This is a genomic window from Chryseobacterium sp., assembly GCF_022712095.1.
GTDB lineage: Bacteria > Bacteroidota > Bacteroidia > Flavobacteriales > Weeksellaceae > Chryseobacterium.
In genome coordinates, this window is the sequence record NZ_JALAHD010000069.1 from 1 (window position 1) to 18678 (window position 18678).

18 protein-coding genes and 1 pseudogene are annotated in these 18678 nt (G+C 35.8%); 4 read left to right on the forward strand and 15 right to left on the reverse strand.

The window, feature by feature from the left end:
• The coding region (locus Q0A18_RS03195; protein ID WP_292008726.1) for an amino acid racemase at positions 1 to 508 on the forward strand (508 nt) is incomplete at its 5' end.
• 100 nt (positions 509 to 608) lie between these two features.
• Here Q0A18_RS03195 and Q0A18_RS03200 read toward each other — a convergent pair.
• From Q0A18_RS03200 to Q0A18_RS03230, 7 genes are all read right to left on the reverse strand, one after another.
• On the reverse strand, positions 609 to 1679 hold the full coding sequence (locus Q0A18_RS03200; protein ID WP_292008727.1) for an ionic transporter y4hA: 1071 nt from the start codon (positions 1677 to 1679) through the stop codon (positions 609 to 611).
• Positions 1680 to 1744: 65 nt separating this feature from the next.
• A complete protein-coding gene (locus Q0A18_RS03205) occupies positions 1745 to 2074 on the reverse strand; it encodes a DUF6122 family protein (RefSeq protein ID WP_292008728.1) in 330 nt (109 codons plus the stop codon).
• Positions 2074 to 2793, reverse strand: a complete 720-nt coding sequence (locus Q0A18_RS03210; protein ID WP_292008729.1) for a DNA alkylation repair protein — start codon at positions 2791 to 2793, stop codon at positions 2074 to 2076. The genes Q0A18_RS03205 and Q0A18_RS03210 overlap by 1 nt, the downstream gene beginning before the upstream one ends.
• 39 nt (positions 2794 to 2832) lie before the next feature.
• Positions 2833 to 4113, reverse strand: coding sequence for a sodium:proton antiporter (locus Q0A18_RS03215; protein WP_292008730.1), 1281 nt, complete (start codon positions 4111 to 4113; stop codon positions 2833 to 2835).
• A 19-nt stretch (positions 4114 to 4132) separates the two neighbouring features.
• Positions 4133 to 4762, reverse strand: coding sequence for a DUF4919 domain-containing protein (locus tag Q0A18_RS03220; RefSeq protein ID WP_292008731.1), 630 nt, complete (start codon positions 4760 to 4762; stop codon positions 4133 to 4135).
• The gene (gene hflX, locus Q0A18_RS03225) at positions 4762 to 5985 is read right to left on the reverse strand and encodes a GTPase HflX (RefSeq protein WP_292008732.1); all 1224 of its coding nucleotides are present in this window, start codon (positions 5983 to 5985) and stop codon (positions 4762 to 4764) included. Before hflX ends, Q0A18_RS03220 begins: the two co-directional genes overlap by 1 nt.
• A gap of 230 nt (positions 5986 to 6215) precedes the next feature.
• Positions 6216 to 6653: an META domain-containing protein gene (locus Q0A18_RS03230; protein ID WP_292008733.1), complete on the reverse strand. Its 438-nt coding sequence runs from the start codon at positions 6651 to 6653 to the stop codon at positions 6216 to 6218.
• An 84-nt stretch (positions 6654 to 6737) separates the two neighbouring features.
• Between Q0A18_RS03230 and Q0A18_RS03235 the strand changes: the two genes are divergently transcribed.
• The gene (locus Q0A18_RS03235; RefSeq protein WP_292008734.1) at positions 6738 to 8936 is read left to right on the forward strand and encodes a S46 family peptidase; all 2199 of its coding nucleotides are present in this window, start codon (positions 6738 to 6740) and stop codon (positions 8934 to 8936) included.
• 71 nt (positions 8937 to 9007) lie between these two features.
• The gene (locus Q0A18_RS03240) at positions 9008 to 9484 is read left to right on the forward strand and encodes a YdeI/OmpD-associated family protein (protein ID WP_292008735.1); all 477 of its coding nucleotides are present in this window, start codon (positions 9008 to 9010) and stop codon (positions 9482 to 9484) included.
• A gap of 41 nt (positions 9485 to 9525) precedes the next feature.
• Here the strand turns inward: Q0A18_RS03240 and Q0A18_RS03245 are convergent, their stop codons facing one another.
• From Q0A18_RS03245 to Q0A18_RS03270, 7 genes and pseudogenes are all read right to left on the reverse strand, one after another.
• The gene (locus Q0A18_RS03245; RefSeq protein WP_292008736.1) at positions 9526 to 9828 is read right to left on the reverse strand and encodes a monooxygenase; all 303 of its coding nucleotides are present in this window, start codon (positions 9826 to 9828) and stop codon (positions 9526 to 9528) included.
• Between the two features lie 89 nt (positions 9829 to 9917).
• Positions 9918 to 11450: a YifB family Mg chelatase-like AAA ATPase gene (locus Q0A18_RS03250; protein ID WP_292008737.1), complete on the reverse strand. Its 1533-nt coding sequence runs from the start codon at positions 11448 to 11450 to the stop codon at positions 9918 to 9920.
• A 105-nt stretch (positions 11451 to 11555) separates the two neighbouring features.
• Positions 11556 to 14012 carry a multicopper oxidase domain-containing protein gene (locus Q0A18_RS03255; protein ID WP_292008738.1) on the reverse strand — a complete coding sequence of 819 codons (2457 nt, stop codon included), beginning with the start codon at positions 14010 to 14012 and terminating at the stop codon, positions 11556 to 11558.
• A gap of 13 nt (positions 14013 to 14025) precedes the next feature.
• Positions 14026 to 14277, reverse strand: a pseudogene (locus Q0A18_RS16485) (hypothetical protein); the annotation flags it as partial.
• Positions 14278 to 14456: 179 nt separating this feature from the next.
• Positions 14457 to 15092, reverse strand: a complete 636-nt coding sequence (locus Q0A18_RS03260) for a DUF3347 domain-containing protein (protein ID WP_292008739.1) — start codon at positions 15090 to 15092, stop codon at positions 14457 to 14459.
• A gap of 156 nt (positions 15093 to 15248) precedes the next feature.
• Positions 15249 to 15413, reverse strand: a complete 165-nt coding sequence (locus tag Q0A18_RS03265; RefSeq protein WP_292008740.1) for a hypothetical protein — start codon at positions 15411 to 15413, stop codon at positions 15249 to 15251.
• Between the two features lie 190 nt (positions 15414 to 15603).
• On the reverse strand, positions 15604 to 15822 hold the full coding sequence (locus Q0A18_RS03270; protein WP_292008741.1) for a hypothetical protein: 219 nt from the start codon (positions 15820 to 15822) through the stop codon (positions 15604 to 15606).
• A 345-nt stretch (positions 15823 to 16167) separates the two neighbouring features.
• Between Q0A18_RS03270 and Q0A18_RS03275 the strand changes: the two genes are divergently transcribed.
• Positions 16168 to 17049, forward strand: a complete 882-nt coding sequence (locus Q0A18_RS03275; RefSeq protein WP_292008742.1) for a helix-turn-helix transcriptional regulator — start codon at positions 16168 to 16170, stop codon at positions 17047 to 17049.
• 10 nt (positions 17050 to 17059) lie between these two features.
• Here Q0A18_RS03275 and ccoG read toward each other — a convergent pair whose 3' ends face one another.
• Positions 17060 to 18502, reverse strand: a complete 1443-nt coding sequence (gene ccoG / locus Q0A18_RS03280; RefSeq protein WP_292008743.1) for a cytochrome c oxidase accessory protein CcoG — start codon at positions 18500 to 18502, stop codon at positions 17060 to 17062.
• Positions 18503 to 18678 lie beyond the last annotated feature (176 nt).

Sequence of the window (18678 nt, forward strand, 5' to 3'; positions counted from 1 at the left end):
ATTAAATGCTTGTAAAAATTTAGAAAATAGTGGAGTGGATGCGATAATTTTATGCGCCAATACAGCACATTTATATATTGATATTCTACAAAAAGAAATTTATGTTCCTATAATAAATATCATATCTGCTACAGGAAATGAAATAAACAGACAGGGTTTCAGAAAGGTCTTATTATTAGGGACAAAGTACACAATGGAATTACCCTTTTATAAAGTCGGCCTTAAAGCTCAGAATATAGACTGCGTAGTTCCGCATGAAAGTGATCGAATTTATATTCAGCAGACTCTCAGAGATGAATTAGGAGCAAATATTATAAAACAGGAAACAAAGCAACGATATATTTCCATCATAAATAAATGGGCCGAAAGCGACATAGAAGCCGTTATATTTGGCTGTACTGAAATTCCTCTTTTAATTGCCCCAGAAGATATTTCTATACCTGTATTTGACACCACCCAGATACATGCACAGGCTGCAGTAGATTTTATACTAACATCACATAAATAAAGTGATTAGTAATACTTATTTACTGGAATTTTTCTGCTTCAGGTTATTTCTTTCTTTTGACTTATAACTTTATTTTACACCTAATTTCCAGAGTTTTTAATTAAGGTACAATTACTGTAAAAATGTAAGCCGCCAAGTTAACAAGAAGTACCGTTCCGTATAAGATATTGGTTTTTCCTCTACTCAAGGAAAGCATCACGATAAATACGGATAGAGAAAGTAAAATAATATCTTTTTTATCCAACCCTAAAACCAAAGGAATATCATACAGGATACAAACTACTGATACAGCTGGGATTGTTAAGCCGATACTTGCCAAAGCAGACCCTAATGCAAGATTTAAACTGGATTGTATCTGATTGCTTCTCGCCGCTCTGATCGCAGCCATTCCTTCCGGAAGCAACACTACTGCTGCAATAATAACCCCTACCAATGATTTCGGTGCCCCAAAACTCTGAACCATACTTTCAATTGCCGGAGAAAGCCCTTTTGCCATTAACACTACAATTGCAAGACAGATAATTAAGAACGTAAAGCTTACCAATGTTTTAATCAGTGAGGGTAAATAATGTTCTTCTTCTTTTTCATCAGGCATAATGAAATAATTCCTATGTCTCACCGTCTGAACCATCAGAAAAACTCCGTAAATAACTAAACACGCTATTGAGACAAAGGTTAGCTGAGACTGATTATAAAAAGGTCCGTTTACACTTGAGGTAAAATTAGGAAGTACCAATGTCAAAACCAAAATAGACACAATACTTACAAGATATGTGGTTGCTGAAGTACGTGCAAAAAACTGCTCATAATATTTAACGCCTCCTACCAAGATACAGATTCCCAAGATACCATTAAGAATAAGCATAACAGCTGCAAACACGGTATCTCTTGCCAGGGTAATGGCCTGATCTCCACCTGCAACCATTAATGAAATAATAAGAGCCACTTCAATGATGGTAATACAAAGGGCAAGGATAATGGTCCCGAAAGGCTCCCCCACTTTATGGGCTACCACTTCTGCATGATGAACCGCCGACAGTACACTTGAGGTAAGTAAAAGACCGGCAATAACTTCATAAACAACACCATTGGCTACTACTCCCGAAAGATAGTAAACTACCGCCAGGACAGGGAAAACATACGTATAATGAAAGAGTTCTTTTAATTTCATAAAGTGTCTACAAAATACAAAAAATCTATGAAATTTACAATATTAAAAGAAAAAACTAATAACATTTAACAATTCCAAAGCTGATAATCCTGAATATCGGTGAGCATATGCAACAACAATCCTATACCAACAATTCGAATATTGCCTTTAAAGAATAACAGCAAAAAGTAAACCGCAATAGCATAATAGGAGTGTAAAAAATGAAAACCTATACTATTCCGGTTCGGGTCAAAAATGGGGTTAGCCAATAAATGATCTAAATCCACCAGCATAGTTCCCAGCATAATAAGGTATGCTTTCTTCCATTCTTTACGAAAGAATATAAGGGCTACAAAAGCCGGAAATACCAAATGTAAAAAATAGTGCGTTATCGTTTTCCACAAAAAACAATCCATTATATTTTCCCTTTTAAATAATCCTGCCTTACTTCTTCTTCAAGCTTTTCTATAGCGTATCTTAAGCAAGTTCGCGGCATTTCTTTATAATACTGATTAAGATATACAATCAAATCTTTCTCACTCTTTTGCCCCATTTCTCTCAGTAGCCAGCCATTGGCCTTATGCATGAGATCATGAGTGTGTCTAAGATTATAAGTGACCAATTCTTTAGTAAGGTCGAAGGATCCCCTTTTCACGTAATACATTGTTCCCACTACAGCAATTCTCTTATGCCACATGTCATCAGATTCCGAGAGTTTCCTGAGCAAATCTTCTTTCTGATTTTCAAAGGCATATCTTCCCAGAATCTTATAGCAGCTGGAATCTACCAGATCCCAATTATTTACGTAAGTTAAATGATTGAGATAAAAATCTACAAGTTCGGTTTTCAGTGCCGTATCTTTAGCTTTTTCAAACTTAGAAATTAGCATGAGCAAAGCCGTCAGCCGATGTTCATGATATCCGGACGATAACAGCTCACTCAGTTCTTCCAAAGAAATCTTAGCATGGTATTCCTTAGCCACAGATCTTTGATCAGGAACTGTAACTCCCAGAAAAAGATCTCCTTCTCCATATTCTCCTTTTCCTGTTTTAAAAAATTTAGGAAAAAATGCTGCTTTTTCCGGAATGGATAAAACAGCCAATGCTTCATGTATTTCTTTTACTATACCGCTCATTTAAAAATTCAGGTTTTAATTAGTTTAAACCTACCCCATTTAATGCTCTTCTACCGCAACTTCCTGCTCCTGCTCCTCCTTTGCAATCATTTTGGGGTTGGCCACTTTACCAATGGTAAGCCCTTGAACGATAATCGAAAATACCACTACACAATAGGTAATACTCAGAATAACATTACTGTATTCCCCTTTCGGGATAGACATAGCCAGCGCAATAGAAACTCCTCCCCGAATTCCTCCCCAAACCAGAACTTTAATCGTTTGTGGGCTGAACCGGGTTTTAAAAGACATAAACTTCGTTGGCCCCCAAATGGAAATAAATCTCGCAATTAAAACAACTATAATAGCCACAATTCCAGCAATGATAAAGTGAGAAAGATCTTTAATCAGTAAAAGCTCAAAACCGATGAAGAGAAATAATACGGCATTAAGAATTTCATCTATAAGTTCCCAGAATTTAATCAAATAGTCCTGAGTAACGGATTTCATTTTAAATTTAACATTAAAGTTCCCCATAAACAAACCAGCGGCAACCATGGTAAGAGGTCCTGAAATATGCAGTTGTCTGGCAACAAGATATCCTCCCATTACTACTGAAAGTGTTACCAATACTGAAATAATATAGTCATCCACTTCACGCATCAGCCTGGAAGTAACCCAACCAAGAACTACCCCTAATAATAATCCTCCGCCTGCTTCCTCAAGTAATAAGAGAGATATATTTTCAACCCCCAGATCAACTTCCTTTCCAACAGCAAGCTGTAAGATCACAGTGAAAACTACAACAGCCATACCGTCATTAAAAAGGGATTCTCCCGCTACTTTGGTTTCTAATGATTTTGAAACATTTGCCATCTTTAAAACACTAAGTACCGCAACCGGATCTGTAGGTGAAATCAAAGCCCCAAAAACAAGACAATAAATAAGAGGAAGATTAATTCCTACCAAAGGCAGTAAATAATATACCCCAAATCCTACCACAAAAGTAGAAATAACAACTCCCGCTGTTGAAAATATAACAACTGGCCAGAACTGCTCCTTGAGATCATTAATATTAATATGGATACCTCCTGCAAACAACAGGAAATTAAGCATAGCTCCCATCAATACTTCCGTAAAGTCTATACTGCCCATCAGTTGATTAAGATGTCCGAAAGTTCTTGGTAAAACGGTTTCTCCAAAAGAAACCAGAAAAATGGAAACAATGATTGCAATCACCATAATTCCAATAGTACTGGGAAGCTTAAGAAATCTATAATTAAGATACGCGAATATAGAGGCCAAAACAATTAAGGCTGAAAATGAATAATATAATTCCACAAAAAGGTGTTTTTAAAAATTAAAAATCTAAATAAAGTACTTTGATATATATTTTGTTATTGTTATTCTCCCAAATATCAACGATTCCGTCTTTCAATGATTTGGAAGTTCTTGTGAAGTCCTGTCCGATGTTCAGAATATTCAATAAGATGTATTCATCTCCTACAGAATTCACATAATAGGCGGTTTTCTCAGATTTTCCGTCTCCGGAATTTTTCATTGCATCCGTAAGTATTTTAAACTGGTTCAAATGATGTGAAAAATTACTTGAATCCTGCTTGGCATCATAAGTACGGAGTAATATCAATAAAATATCAAGATTAGTCGGGTCTTTATCATACAAAGCCCTTCCCATTTTGATACAGTCCTCAAAATTATTATCCTTAAAAGCAACTACCAGCTTTTTAAAATCATCATCATTGGTAGAAACTTTACCTTCTTTAAAATTTCTTCCGTAATAAAGATGTTGTGCTTCTATACTATCTAAGGATTTAGGGAACCCCTTATACTTAAAAATCAATTTTTCGTAATTATAGAGAGATTGAGGATTTCCGAGATTTTTGTCAATACTCTTAAAATCTATTCTTGATTTTTGACTAAAACCAAAAACAGAAACCAAAAGAAATAATAAGAAAATACGATATTTCATTAATTATTATTTTCATCTTCCTCGTCTTCAAAATATTCAAACAGGAAGTCATTATAAGGGAATCTTGAAATATGAATTTTCATTACTTCATCATATATAAGTTTTTTCATTTCAGGGAAATTTTCTTTGGTAAGAGCCGAAATGAAGACAGTGGGATATTTAGATTTTGCCATCCAGGTTTTTTTCCATTCATCCAATGAAATATTCTTTCTTGTAGACGGAGTAAGATCATCTTCATCTTTTTTCTCATAACTGAAATCATCAATCTTATTAAAAACCATAATCATAGGTTTTCTATGTGCATCTATTTCCTGTAAAATCTGATTCACAGAAGCGATGTGATCTTCAAAACTGGCATGGGAAATATCCACCACATGAATGAGAAGATCGGCTTCTCGTACTTCATCCAGCGTAGATTTGAAAGATTCCACCAATTGGGTCGGCAGTTTTCTGATAAACCCCACGGTATCCGTAAGCAGGAAAGGTAAATTTCCTATAACTACTTTTCTCACGGTAGTATCCAATGTTGCAAACAGCTTATTCTCCGCAAAAACTTCAGATTTCGAAAGGGAATTCATTAAAGTTGATTTTCCCACGTTAGTATACCCAACCAAAGATACTCTAACCATTTTACCTCGGTTATTTCTCTGGGTAGCCATTTGTTTATCTATGGTTTTGAGTTTCTCTTTTAATAAAGATATTCTGTCACGAATGATACGACGGTCGGTTTCAATTTCTGTTTCCCCTGGACCTCTCATACCGATACCTCCTCGCTGACGCTCCAAGTGGGTCCACATTCGGGTCAATCGCGGCAAGAGATACTCATATTGAGCCAGCTCCACCTGTGTTCTTGCATAAGAAGTCTGTGCTCTCTGTGCAAAAATATCGAGAATAAGATTGGTTCGGTCTAAGATTTTAACTTCCAGCTCTCTTTCTAAATTTTTGAGCTGAGAAGGAGAAAGTTCATCATCAAAAATGATGGTTCCTATTTCATTTTCTTTAACATATGCCTTAATTTCTTCGGCTTTTCCACTTCCGACAAAAGTTCGTGAATCCGGCTGTGAGAGTTTCTGAGTAAATCTTTTTTCTACCGTTGCTCCTGCTGTGAATGCTAAAAATTCCAGCTCATCCATATATTCTTTAAGCTTCTCCTCATCCTGGTCTTTTGTAATGAGCCCTACCAAAACGGCTTTCTCATAACTATGTTCTTTCTTTTCGAGCATTAAATCTATGTATATTATAAGATTTACAAGATACCATTTTTAGGTAAAACAAACAAATTTTTCTCAAAAATAACCCTCGTTTACTATTGAAAACACCTCAATACACTATTGGTTTATAGTTTTTTAGCACCTTTACAAAGTTTTTCATACTGAAACTATAAAACCTCGCATTCAGCTTTCAAATAAAAAAGCTTGCCTCTGGCAAGCTTTATATTACATTTCAATTTTTATTAGTCCCAATCGGCAGCAATAAATTTCATCTCATTTCCTTTTTCATCCGACAAAATAAGCTCATGTCCTCTGATCAAATAATGAGTCATATTTTCAAAACTCTGTGCAAAAGAATTCTCAAGCTCCATATTACTACAAGCCATCATTGTTCCTCCCAATCCGGAAATTTTCACTTTACCATTATCTTTAAAATCTGAGGTGAAAAACATTCTGTTGCATCCCATAAATGCGCTTCCGGGAATTTTCCCGCTTTCTTTTTCAGCGGTAAGACTTATGGCTGCCTTACTTTTAATCAATTGTTCTTTTGTAAAATTACTGAAAGATACCAACATCCACTTCCTTTGCAAATTATGATTTTTTTCAGAAGGTATTGTTGAACAGTTCCAAAATAATCCAAATGTAAAAACGACAAGAAATGATATAATAATTTTTTTCATAGAGATAGTATCTCCAATTCCATACCAATCCATTTAAATATCGTAAAAATTAGTAAATTAGCCCCACAAAAATTATTTTATAAAATGAAAAGAATACTTCTACTATTCACTTTCTTATTGAGTTTTGCTCAAATGAGAGCCGATGAAGGAATGTGGCTATTAATGCTCATCAAAAGGCTTAATGGTGTTGATATGCAAAAAGAAGGTTTGCATCTGACTCCTGAAGAAATTTATTCCGTAAACAATTCAAGCTTAAAAGATGCGATTGTAAGCTTTGGAGGATTTTGTACAGGAGAAATCGTATCTGACAAAGGACTTATTTTTACCAACCATCACTGTGGATATGGTGCTGTAGCAGCTGCTTCTACTCCGGAAAAAGATTATCTGAAAAACGGATTCTGGGCTATGAAGCAAAAAGACGAATTCAATGCTAAAAATCTGTATGTGAGATTTTTAGTAAGAATGGACGATGCTACACAAAGAATTAATTCCAAGCTTAACAACAGCATGACTCCAAGTGAAAGAAAAGCTGTTATCGAGACTGAAACCAAGGCTATCGAATCTGAAAACTCAGAAAATGGTAAATATACAGTAGTAGTAAAAGATTTCTTTAACGGAAATGAGTTTTATTATTTCGTTTATCAGGATTATAAAGATATCAGATTAGTAGGAGCTCCACCTTCCTCTTTAGGAAAATTCGGTGGTGACACAGACAACTGGGAATGGCCAAGACATACTGACGACTTTACTGTTTTCAGAGTATATGCTGACGGTGCAGGTAATCCTGCTGAATATTCTCCAAGCAATGTTCCACTAAAACCTAAACATCATTTACCAGTTTCCCTCAAAGGATTTAAACCTGGTGATTTTGCCATGATCTTAGGATATCCGGGAAGAACCAACCGTTACTTAACTTCTTATGGAATCCAACAAATGGTCAATAAAGACTATCCGGCTTGGGTAGAAGCTTCCAAATTAGCAATGGATGTTATGAAGAAGTATATGGATAAAGATAAAGCAACTCAACTTAGCTATGCTTCTCAATATGCTTCTGTAGCAAACTACTGGAAAAACAGACAGGGAACAATTGATGCAGTAGAAAAAAACGGAACAATTTCTGACAAACAAAAAATAGAATCTGCTTACAGAGTATGGTCTATACAGCCGGGAAATGAGATATATGATGGTGTTTTAGAGGATATCGAAGCTTATTATAAACAGGTTTCGGACAGAAATGTTGAAAGAAATTATATGGCTCAGCTTTCAAGAAACGCTAAATATATCAGTCTTACTTTCCAATTAGGAAATCTTCTTAATACCTATGCAGGACAAGATATGCAGGGAAGATTAGCAATGAAGCCTAAAGTAGAGGCAGCTATTAAAAGTGCTTACGAAAACTTTAATACCAATCTTGAAGGGGAAATGCTTAATTCTATGGTTAACCTTTATAAAACAAGAGTAACCAACAGAGATATTGCTTCTGCAACAATACTTGGACTGGATGCCAATAATCTGTCTAATATAGCTTATTCTTCAATCTTTGCCAATAAAACATCTGCAACTAATTTCCTTCTTAACCCAGATCGTTTAAAACTGGATTCAGATCCGCTTTGGAAAATTGCAAGAGGAATTGTTGCTGACCAAAAAACAATTACTGACGGTTATGTAAATGTAGATGATAATTTTGCAAAAAATAACCGCTTATTCCTTGCCGGATTAATGAAGGCTATGCCTGAGAAAAAATTCTATCCAGATGCTAACTCCACAATGAGATTAACTTACGGATCTATTGATACTTTACCTATCAGAAACGACAGAAATTATTTTGGAGTAACTGAAAACTATTATACAGATATGGAAGGTTTAATCGGGAAATATGTAAAAGGAGATGAAGAGTTCGATCTTCCGCAAAGAGTGATTGATCTTTATAATATGAAGGATTTCGGACAATACGCAGATGCTGCCGGACATATGCCTGTAAACTTCCTTTCCAATAACGATATTACCGGTGGAAACTCCGGTTCTCCGGTTATCGACGGAGATGGAAATCTTATCGGAATTGCTTTCGACGGAAACAGTGAAGCTTTAAGTGGTGATATTGTTTTTGAACCTGAATGGCAAAAAACAATCAACGTTGACATCCGATTTGTTCTTTGGACCATTGACAAATATGCTGGTGCAAGAAGATTAATTGATGAATTAACTCTTGTAAGAGATGAAAATACTCCCCCAGATACCAAAACAAAAGCTGCTCCGGTAAAATCAGCTAAAAGTAAAAAATAATCTCTTTTTAGAATATATTTAACCGTGGAAAATTCCACGGTTTTTTATTTTTGTATCCTTAAATAATTTTTATGTCATCTCAAGAAATACAGTTTTCCGCTATTATTAAACAAAACGGAACAATGAATGCCGCTTTTGTAGAATTTCCTTTTTCTGCTGAAGAATTATTCGGCAAAAAAGGGCAGGTAAGGATAAAAGCTATTTTCGATAATACAGTAGAATACAGAGGCAGTCTTGCCAAAATGAAATCCGACTGCCATATTCTGGGATTAACTCAGGAAGTCCGTAAACAGCTTGGAAAATCTTTTGGAGATGAGGTAATCGTTAAGCTTGTTGAGGATAAAGAAGAAAGAACCGTTGAAATCGCTGAAGATATAATGTCCGTTTTTAATCAGAATCCTTCAGCTAAGGATCTGTTTGATACAATGAGCTATACTCACAGAAAAGAATATATCCGCTGGATAGAAGAGGCTAAAAAACCTGAAACCCGCGAAAACAGAAAAATCAAAATGATTCAGATGATTTTGGATGGAAAAAAAGGAGTTTGATCATGATCCAACTCCTTTTTATTTCTTCTCACAATATGAGATTAAATTCCTTTATTTAATTTAGAAAGAGGCTCATTAATATTAAAATACTGACAATCAATATTTGTGGCCCCCATATCCTCTACACGTTTAGAATGCATTTCAGCATAAATTTTGGCATTGGATAAGGTGTCAAAAATATAGATCCCTCCACTTCTGGCCGTTTCTTTATTTTCAATCCATATTTTGGAAATAAAACCTTCTTCATCATTGATACTTTCTGCTAAAGGTTTTGCATTGACTGATAAACTTTCTCCCATCATTTCTACAGGAAAATCAAAATTAATCTGTAATAAAATCATCATTTTTTATTTTATGTAAAATTAGTGATAAAAACAAAGAAAATATATCAAAACATTGTGATAAATATAAAGCCTTTAACTGATATTATCTATTACCCGTTCCAAAATCCCCGATCCAGGCTTCGATATTGTATAGCCTCCGAAATATGCGAAGACATAATATTCTCCGAACCTTCCAGATCTGCAATAGTTCTGGCCACTTTTAAAATCCGGTCATAAGCTCTTGCTGAAAGATTAAGTTTTTCCATGGCCATCTTTATAAGGTTTACAGAAGTTTCATCCAGCTCACAAAACTGTTCTATTTCTCTGGAACCCATTTGAGCATTATAGCTGATTTTCAAATGCTCATATCGCTGTTGCTGTATTTCACGTGCCTTTAAAACCCTTTTTCTTATCTCTTCACTTTTTTCTCCTTTTCTTTTTTCCGTAAGCTGATCAAATTCTACCTTTTGTACTTCTATATGGATATCGATCCGGTCTAATAGCGGGCCTGAAAGTTTGTTCATATAGCGCTGCATTTCATAAGGTGATGAGGTATTTCCAGGATCATCAGGAAAAAAACCGCTTGGGCTAGGGTTCATGGAAGCAACTAGCATAAAACTGGCGGGATAATTTACCGTAAATTTTGCTCTTGAGATCGTTACTTCCCTATCTTCCAAGGGTTGCCTCATAACTTCCAGAACCGTCCTTTTAAATTCAGGCATTTCATCCAAAAAAAGAACACCGTTATGAGCTAAGGAAATCTCTCCAGGCTGAGGGTAACTTCCGCCACCAACGAGTGCTACATCAGAGATAGTATGGTGAGGAGACCGGTAGGGACGTACAGTCATAAGAGAGGTCTCTACTCCCATTTTTCCTGCTACCGAATGAATCTTAGTAGTTTCCAGCGCTTCTTTCAATGTCAAAGGAGGAAGAATGCTTGGAACCCTTTTGGCTAACATTGTTTTTCCACTTCCGGGTGGCCCTATTAAAATAATATTATGTCCACCGGCAGCAGCTACTTCCATTGCCCGCTTAGCTGTTTCCTGACCTTTAACTTCTGAAAAATCAAAAGGAAACTGATCTATTTTTTCATGGAATTCCTTTTTAATGTCCAGATTGACTTTTTCAATAGTTTTTTCTTTGTTAAAGAAATCTATGACTTCCTTGATATTTTGAACTCCATACACATCCAGACCATTGACAATTGCTGCTTCTTTTGTATTTTGAAGAGGTAGAATAATTCCTTTAAAACCCTCTTCTTTAGCCTGAATTGCAATAGGCAAAACACCCTTGATCGGCTGTAAGCTGCCATCCAGTGAAAGTTCTCCCATAATAATATAATCCTGAATCTGATCAGCCATGATCTGGTCAGAAGCCGCCAAAATTCCTACAGCAATGCTCAGGTCATAAGCGGAGCCTTCTTTTCTTAGGTCCGCAGGGGCCATATTAATTGTTATTTTCTTTCCGGGAATCTTATAGCCTACATTTTTCAGTGCGGCAGAGATTCTGTAGCTGCTCTCTTTGATGGCATTGTCCGGCAATCCTACCAAATGATAGCCTATTCCGGTATCTACATTTACTTCAATAGTAATCGTTTGGGCGGCAACTCCATGAATGGCGCTTCCATAAATTTTAATCAACATATTTTGTGTTTTATACTTGTAAATATAATTTATTTTCAATTGATTTCCAAAGAGATAGAACAAAAAAGGAGGCATAAATGCCTCCTCACTGATCATATAATTGAATTAATAGGTAAGTGTCAAACCTGCTCCCCATCCCATATCACTATCATAGTGAGTGGAAATGGAAGCATTTCTGGTTACTATATATCTTAATCCAAGCATATATTCCTTATCTGTATTTACAGAGAATGCTCCTCTAAGACGCTGTGTCAAAGGAATATCTTCTCTTCTTAATTGCAACCTTACAATTCCGTCCGTAAACACTTCTGCCTGGAAGATTACCAGCATCGGAAGAGTGTAAGCCAACCCGGCACTGAACAAGGCTCTTTTATCTTTAGTATTTTTTTGTCCGAAAAGATTATTTTCTATCCCCGGACTATCAAGCTTTCTATATCTCCAGTCAAATCCAATGAAAGGCATTAACCACTGCATTTTATCGATAAATCTACCAATGTGCGTTTCAGTTTCATATCCGTCTACATTGTTATACCCTAATCTCCATTCTGTTCCAATGCTCCATCTTGTGTTTTGTAACATGGCACGGCCATCATTTCCGTTGGTTGCAAAATCATTCTGAGCCATAAAATACCACTCATTGCTTTCCTGCTGAAGCATTTTATAAGCTTTTTCTTTATCCGGGATTTCCGGATTATCATAATTTCCTACCGCCAACACCCTGTTCATTCCGGACATCATGTGGTACAGAATATGACAGTGGAAAAACCAGTCACCTTCTTTATTAGCATCGAATTCAATAACATCCGTTTCCATGGGCATAATATCCAGCACATTCTTAAGAGGAGCCTGAAATCCATCCTCACCCTGACCGTTTAAAACCCTGAAGTCAAATCCGTGCAGGTGCATCGGATGTCTCATCATTGAATTATTGATCAATGTAATTCTTAGTCTTTCTCCCTTTTTTACATGGATTTTATCTACTTCTGAAAGCACTTTATTATCCATACTCCAAATATAGCGGTTCATATTTCCGGTAAGGGTAAGGGTGATTTCTTTTACGGGATTAATAGTTTCTTTAGGTAGGGAGGTATCATAAGGGGATTTCAACATTCCGTAATTCAGGGTTACCATATCACTGTTTCCCATATCCATATTATGTCCGGAACCTCCGTTACTCATATCCATACCTGCCATTCCATCTTGGGGTTTAGGTTCTTCTTTCTTTTTGCCTTCTGCTTTCTGCATCTTCTTTAATACCGAAGGTTTTTCACCTGTAATTTCAGGGTACATTACGGTATTCATATCCATTTTCTGCAGACTCATCCCTGCCATTTCTTTCATATCCCCATTCATCTTCATCATATCATTCATCATTTTCATTCCCTCAAAATATTTAAGCTTAGGAAGAGGTTCGTGGAGCTGTTTTACTCCTTCCCCGACAAAGATCGAGGCCGAATTAGTTCTATCTTCGGAGGTTGCTAATAATTCGTAAGATGTATTTTTCTCGGGTATGGTTACTATAATATCATAGGTTTCCGAGACCCCGATAATGAGCCTGTCTACTTCTACAGGTTCCACATCATTGCCATCATTTGCCACTACCGTAAATTTACCTCCGGCATAATTGATCCAGAAGTAAGATGACGCGCCTCCGTTAGCAATCCTAAGCCTTATCTTATCTCCTGCTTTAAACTGGGAGAGCTGTTGACCACTGGCCCCGTTTATTAAAAATTTTTCATAATAAATATCACTTACATCCATTGAAAGCATACGCTTCCACTCGTTGGTAATCTTAGTTCCAAAATGACCTTCTCTAAGGGCTTCCCAATAACTTTGTGTAGCGCCTTTTTTAATTGCAAACCAGTCATCTGCATTATGAAGAAGCCTGTGTACATTTTTAGGGTTTCGGTTGGTCCATTCACTCAAAATAACAGGAACGGCAGGCAGATCGTCAATCCCTTTTCTAAAGGTAGGATCTTCCTCCCGTTTTTTCACTGTAAATGAACCATACATTCCTATCTGCTCCTGAAGTCCTGAGTGGGAATGATACCAATGGGTTCCGTTCTGGATAAGGGGAAATGTATAAGTATATGTTGAATGGGGTTTAATAGGCATCTGTGTAAGATAGGGTACCCCATCTTCCTTATTGGGCAGCATGAGTCCGTGCCAATGAAGAGATGTCCCTTCATTTAAGAGGTTATGGACAACAATTCTTGCGGTATCCCCTTCCGTAAAAGTAAGTGCAGGCATAGGAATCTGTCCGTTCACCGCAATAGCTCCCTTAGACTTTCCTGCATAGTTTACAACAGTATCTTTTACATACAAATTATAAGTAACGGTTTTGCCACCTTTAAAATGTTGTGAACCCGGCACAGGAAAGGGTATGACCTTCTTTTCTTCATTCTTTTCCATCTCTGTAAGATGGCCAGTCTGCTTCTTATCCATATTCATCCCATTCATAGCTTGTGCTTGTGAGAATAAGAAAGAGAACATCATCAATATAACTAAAATTTTAGTTCTTAATATTTCGTAATTCTTACTGCCTAAAATAAAATTATTCATTATCTGTGTATTTTTATCGTACTGAATTTAACCATTTCATTAATTCTTTTTTCTTTTTTTTTGATAATTTTCTTGTTGATGTATAAAGGAATAGGAAAAACAGTAGCATTTTGTTCCATAATTTCAATGGAATTTTTCCTCTGTATTCTGCTCTTATAGTTTCTGCATTCACTGAAATTAACTTGTGCTTTCCCTTGTCTAATATGCTGTCCAGAAAAAAACTTACAGGCAGGACATACGAATATACAGGATACTTTGTATTATTACTACAACAATCCTAACAGAAAGTATGTAAAATGTTTTGCAAATTTCTCTACATCATAATATCTTGCAAATTCTGAGAAAGCAGCCCTTCTTTATCTCTTTACAGGCAGATTAACAAAATTGAAGCGGCAAAAAGGTACAAAGCTGGCAAAGACTGTTTTCTTTAACACCTCTTTCATATTACCATTCTTTTTTTACAGAACCACAGTCAGACTTTTTTGCTCCCTGATAAGGATTCACGATTTCTTTCTTTTCACTGATCCAAATAACCCCTTTTCCATCATTATACTTCGGACAAAATATCTGATAAAGCTTCTGGTCTGTTCCAAATTCGTCCAAAAGATCACTCATATCAGTGCTCATCAGCCCAAAGTGCTCTCTCTGGTATTCAAGGCTACCTTCACCTTTTACCATATGCTCTGCATTCACTTTTATACTTTCGGCAATTTTCTGATAAGCAGACTTTTTCTTTGAATCCAATAAATTAATATCTATTTTACCAAGCGTGATCAATAAAGAGTTCCCGGCATTCTTAGCCGCCTTAGAATTATCCTGAGTTAAAGCATTCTTGAGTGCCAAGTAATCATTGATGAGTCCTTTTATGGAAAATACAGACTGCACGGGTGTTGGTTTACTCTCCACAGGCGCATCAAATGAATTAAATGAAACTTTTGGGTGCTCCGGAATGTCATCCTGTATAAGTTTTTCCTGATAGTCCATATCTATTTTTAGGGGTTCTATTTTAGATTTGGAACATGTTATTATGCTAAGTCCTGTTATGATAACTACTATTATGGCTACTATTATATTTTTCATTTTATCTATTTAAATTATTTTGTTCAATTGATATAGAAGACAAAAATATTCGTTCAAATATCTGATTATTTATTTTTGCATCAGAATTTAGACCGCTCATTCCCTTCATCTATACATTATGCTCAGGCATAGAAAGCTTTTCCATTTTTACGGAATTTATAGCCTGGGAGACTTCTTTTGTTTTAGCTGTTGCCATCTTTGCATCCGTTTTACCAGAGCACCCTTGATTGCAAAATAACTATCAGAAACTTTCTTTAAAGGAGAAGCAGCAGTCTGCTGCCCATTCATATCTGTCATAGAAAAATGATCATTCCCTTTCATTTCCATAGTTTCAGAAGTGACTGACTTTTTATTTCGCTCATACTGACAGCATTCCGGCAATTTTGAAGATGCTTCATCAGGAGCATAATAAGTATCACTGTCATATTCAACATAAGCAATTTTCTTAAGAATCTCATCCTGACTGGTTTTAGAGGCATCATAGTACAGCTTGGGCTGTACATCAAGAAAATTAACCTATTTTAGGAATCAGCCAAATAGAAACAAAACCTTTGGAAACAGGGGTCTCACAGGAAGAGAATAAAGAGCTTTCCAAGGCTATAACCCCATCAAAAGAAAAATTGAACAGGGGATTAAAGAATGAAATATTACAGCTTGCCGGGCATTTGCATACAGAATTATTGCAATGGTCCCCACAATTACTTTTACCTCCTTTGTGTTGAGTGCACATGATAGTGCACTGATCCCCAAGCTTTTCCGACACCTTCATTATATGCTGCCGGCTTGTATGACTAATTGTATAGCCCTTTTTTTCAGCAGAAAAAAAATTTAAATTACATGCGGTCATTTGCTTAGGCATCAATAAAAAACCTAAGACAATTAAACCGAATATGTAAGTGTGCCTAAACATACCTACCACAAAAGTAGGAATTTGAATTTATTTCCAATTCCTACTTTTGCTAAATTTATAATTTTATGACGGATTTTAAGATTTTTTATTATTTTCAGTTGCAGATGGAAATATAGAAGGCTTACAGACACTCAATTTTTTTTTTTATTTTTGAGTAAAAACAGGATGAATTCTATATCGGTTCTTCATATTAATCTTTTTCAGTCGGGGAAAACCTCATCAGATTTCTATTTTAACACATTAAAGAATCATCTGGTAACCAGCCATAAACATATTGAAAAGCCTCATCGCCATGATTTCTATGTCACGGTTATCTTTACAAAAGGAAAAGGTATACATGAAATTGATTTTCAGAAATATGAAGTTTCTGAGGGAAGTATTTTCTTTTTATCTCCGGGACAAGTACATAGCTGGGAACTTTCAGAAGAAACCGACGGTTATATATTTTTCCACTCACAGGAGTATTACGATCTGTATTATGTAAACCAGAAACTTCGGAATTTCCCGTTTTTCAGTTCATCTTCCTCCTACAAGAAACTGCAGCTTGAATCTGAGGAGCTCAAGGGAGTTATCAGTCTTTTTGATAAGATTGAAAAGGAATATCATTCGCAATATATTATGAAAAACAATTCCATCCTTTCATTAATCACTCAGCTTTATATAGGATCTACCCGCCAATTTTCCAAAGACGAAAATATAATAGTAACCCCTACCAGCCTTTCTTATTTTAAGCACTATCAAGATTTCGAAAGTTTACTGGAGCATCATTTTACTACTGAAAAATCTATTGCTTATTATGCATCCCTGCTTAAAATTTCTCCTAAGCATCTCAATAGAATAACACAAACCGTTGTACGGAAAACTGCATCTGAGATTATTGCAGAAAGAGTAATATTAGAAGCGAAAAGGATGTTGATTTATCTTGATGAAAGCCTTGTAGATATTGCCTTTAAACTAGGCTATGAAGAATATTCCTATTTTGTAAGAGTATTCCGGAAAAATACCGGAATGACTCCTACACAATTCATCAATAAATATAAATCTTAACATCTTTTATCTAAAACTGGAGCTTAAACGGTCCTTCGAAAGTTGTTTTAAAAGAATCCAGCATCTGCCCGTTTTCATCAAACACACCTATCTCCATATTCTGCTTATTAAGCTTGATTTCTTCTTCAGGGAAAGAGATATTGATATTGCCTTTGAGGATTTCATCTCCTTTTACCGTTATTTTACTGGGTCCGAAATAAGTAATCTCTGCATTGGAAGGACTTAATACTTTAATGGTTACCACTTTCTTTTCATTTGATTTATTCAGGAAAGTATAAATAAAGGTATTGGTAATTTTTCCATTCTGAACAAAGAACGTAGATCCTGCCGGTCTAATGAATTTGGTTTCCATTACTCCCCTGTCATACATCAGGAATCCTAAAAATCCTATCAGTAAAATAAGGAAACCTGTAGTTGCAGCCATTCTCGCTGTAAACTTGAATTTAGTCTGATTCTCAATTTCTGCCTCTGTTGCATAACGGATTAATCCTGTAGGCAGCCCTGTTCTCTCCATTACCTCATCACAGGCATCAATACAAGCTGTACAATTTACACATTCCAATTGCTGTCCATTTCTGATGTCTATTCCTGTGGGGCATACTACTACACATTGATTACAATCTATACAGTCCCCTTTACCCAGAGCTTTTCTGTCTTCTCCATTTCTCCATTTTGCTCTGTTTTCCCCTCTTTTAAAATCATAGTAAACGTTGATGGTCTGTTTATCTATCAAGACTCCCTGAAGTCTTCCATAAGGGCAAACCAGAGTACATACCTGCTCACGGAACCAAGCAAAAACAAAATAAAAAACTCCTGTAAAACAAATCATTACTATGAAATTAATAGGATTAGTAACAGGTCCTTCTTTCATAATCTGAAAAACCTTTTCATATCCTACAATATACATGAACATAAAATGGGAGATAATGAGAGATATAATAATAAAAATTCCCCATTTTAATAACCTCTTTCTTATTTTTTCGGCATCCCACTCCTGCTTATCAAGTCTCATCTGTTTATTTCTATCTCCTTCTATCCAATATTCGATTTTTCTAAATACCATTTCCATAAAAAGAGTCTGCGGACAAAGCCATCCGCAAAATATTCTTCCGAATACTACCGTAAACAGCATAACAAAAATAACTGATGTAACCGCCCCCAATGCGAGAATAAAAAAATCCTGAAGGTAGAATGGCTGCCCCAGAATGAAAAACTTTCTATCCAGTATATTAATCAGTAAAAAGGGATTATCATTGATCTTAATAAATGGCAATCCAAAGAATAGGAGCAATAATACATAACTTACATAATCTCTGTAATTTGTATATTTCCCCTTGGGTTTCTTAGGAAAAACCCATTTTCTTTTTCCTGCATCATCCATAGTCCCGACAGAATCTCTGAAGGCATCTCCATCACTTCCGGGAATTTTAATATTATTTGGCTGTAAACTCATAACTACAAAATTTTAATTTTGAAAACTCCATAAAATCTTTGCTAATTCTACAATCAGAGTTCAGGTTGCAGAGTAATTCTCTAGTCTCGATTTGTAGGAACAAATTTCGGAATTAAACTGCCTTTTACCTAACAATATACACTTCCCGAATAGGACTTTTAGGACATACTATAAAT